Annotated in this window: 2 protein-coding genes; both read right to left on the bottom strand. The window is 41.9% G+C overall.

Annotated features, from left to right (window positions below; translation table 11 throughout):
* Positions 1 to 67: 67 nt before the first annotated feature.
* Positions 68 to 796: an IS21-like element helper ATPase IstB gene (istB, locus tag FPQ13_RS12870; RefSeq protein WP_144089729.1), complete on the bottom strand. Its 729-nt coding sequence runs from the start codon at positions 794 to 796 to the stop codon at positions 68 to 70.
* Positions 789 to 2,243, bottom strand: coding sequence for an IS21 family transposase (istA, locus tag FPQ13_RS12865; protein WP_342778593.1), 1,455 nt, complete (start codon positions 2,241 to 2,243; stop codon positions 789 to 791). Before istA ends, istB begins: the two co-directional genes overlap by 8 nt.
* Positions 2,244 to 2,403 lie beyond the last annotated feature (160 nt).

The raw sequence follows: 2,403 nt of genomic DNA, 5'->3' as shown, positions 1-2,403 counted from the left end.
TGTATTTTGCAAGAGAAAATCTGATAATAATGCAAAAGAAATTCGAGAACTTTGCCAGCCCATTTTTTTATGATGGGTAGTTCGATAGAGCGTGTGTAACACGATAACTGTCACCGGTAAAACTTAGTATATGAGCATGGTGAATCACACGATCCACCAATGCAGCTGTCAGTCTTGCATCGACAAAGATGCGATTCCATTGGCTGAATTCTAGATTGGAAGTAATGATAAGACTCTTCTGCTCGTACCAGTCCGTAACTAGCTGGAACAGTAGCTCAGCCCCATCTTTACTAAACGGAATATAACCCATTTCGTCCAAGATGACGAGATCCACTTTCTTAAACTTGTTTCTAAACCATTGTAATTTTCCCTCGCTCCAAGCTTTCTCCAACTGATCCACCAAATCTGCTACGCGGTAGAAACGCACCTCATATCCTTTTCGGCATGCGTTCCGTCCTAACCCAGTGGCGATATGTGTTTTGCCGGTACCGGGGGAGCCTGTCAGAATGACATTTTCTTTTCGCGAAATGAATCTCAAGCTCTCTAGGTCTCCACGGTCGATCTGCGGTGGGAATTTCACTTGGTCACCCCATTGGAAACTGTCTAGCTCTTTATTGTTCATGAATCTGGCTTTCTTTATGAGACGTTCACCCTTTGCTGTATCACGAAGGTCGAATTCCTGCTGAAATAAGGCCTCTAGGTATTGACTGGGATCCTCGAAGGGGACTCTTTCATAAATATCTGCCACATAGGCTAGACGCAGCGATTTGCACATTTCTTTTAATCGATCACTCATGGATATTCGCCTTCCCTTCAGATGCAAGCTCTGTTGGACGCAAGGAATCATACATATTCCAATTCACTTCATATGGATGACTACCAAATTCTGAAGACGGATAATCTTTCGTGGGAAGTAATTCATAAAATCGTTCATCAATTTCATTCATACTATAGGTTACAATCAGTCCCATTAACCATTCAATTCGTTCTTTCTGTAACTCTGGTGATTCAATGCTTAAGTAACTGGTTATCCTTCCAGGTAGGTAATTGAAGTACCTAGAGTGGGACACAGATCGAGGCTTCCTTTTCCACATGCGCAATATGGATGCCCATGGTAGTTCACGGGTTTTGTTCATGTAAGGACGTGGTCCTTCGCCTAACACCTCACCGTTTGGTGAGATCACCTTGTAGGAATCCCAATAAGTAATCACATACAATTGGCTATAATGGTAACTAGTCGGAATATGAATGGGTTCACTGTCAATGAGAACTTCTCCATATTTATTGGCAGACACCGTTTGCTTGCTGAATACCGGGTAATCATTTTCTGGTAAGGCCAAGCAGTACTTTTTCTCTTCCTCGATAAGATCCTTAATCGGCTCCCCTTTCTTGTAGTGCTTACGTTCATGATCTTCTTTAGATTTCTGGATGAGCATTTCCTCTAGATGATCCAAATCTCGAATCACTGGGGAAGGAGTGAAGAAATTGTATCTTACATAGCCAACTTTGTTTTCTACATGACCTTTTTCATTCCCCTTCCTTGAATTACATGCCTGTGGCTCAAAACCATAATGACTTGCAAATTTCAGGAAACCTTCCGTAAATACCGTCTCACCATGTTTTCCTCTTGCCCTTACTACAGCAGCGGGCAAATTATCGATACGTAGTTTCCGGGGCACACGCCCCAATTGGCTGAATAACAATTTCAAACCTTCAAGGAAGCACTGTTGATTCTCTCCCGGCAGGGGAACAGTAAATCCCCCATTACTGTAAGGCATACTCATAATTAAGCAGTGAATATCTTTTACTTTTCCATCCTGGATAGCCTCTGTCACACCGAAGTCAATTTGAGCTTCAGCTGGAGGATGGGTAAGCCGGTCATATTCCTCCTTGAATGTCTCTCCATCTTCCATGAGCTTTTCCCGCCACTCTGCAATGAAGTTACATACGGTTCGGTAAGAACCTGGGAAACCCAGTTCCTTGAGCTGTTGAAAAATGATCTTATTATTCCGTCGCAACTTCTTCTTTAGGGCGTAATCCTCCAACAACCAATCAGAAACAATTTCACCCCATTTCTCCTCATACATCATCCCACGCTTTTTAGGAATAACTTCCGATGGAAGTTGATCCTCGTCTGCATATTTCTTTACTGTTTCCCAACTGAATCCAGTTCTTTTCACGATTGCATTAATCGATAATGATTTCTCGTTTCTCAGTTTTCTGATATGATTAACTTCAGGCATTGCCAGCATCCTTTCATTACCTCCACCATTAATTGATTAGTCACCATTTAACGGTAGGGTTTTTTGATTGGGCTGGCAAGCCTCTTTCTTTGTATTATGATAATTGCAGGGTTCTAAGATTTTCTTTGCAATTCTCACTACTTTTATTTTGCACTATACA

Source organism: Allobacillus salarius, from assembly GCF_007559425.1.
In the GTDB taxonomy this organism is placed as follows: Bacteria; Bacillota; Bacilli; order Bacillales; family Alkalibacillaceae; genus Allobacillus; species Allobacillus salarius.
This window is presented reverse-complemented; position numbering and strand designations above follow the sequence as displayed.

Coding starts and splice junctions, on each gene's coding strand:
- istB (WP_144089729.1), bottom strand. CDS start 796: ATGAGTGATCGATTAAAAGAAATGTGCAAATCGCTGCGTCTAGCCTAT.
- istA (WP_342778593.1), bottom strand. CDS start 2,243: ATGCCTGAAGTTAATCATATCAGAAAACTGAGAAACGAGAAATCATTA.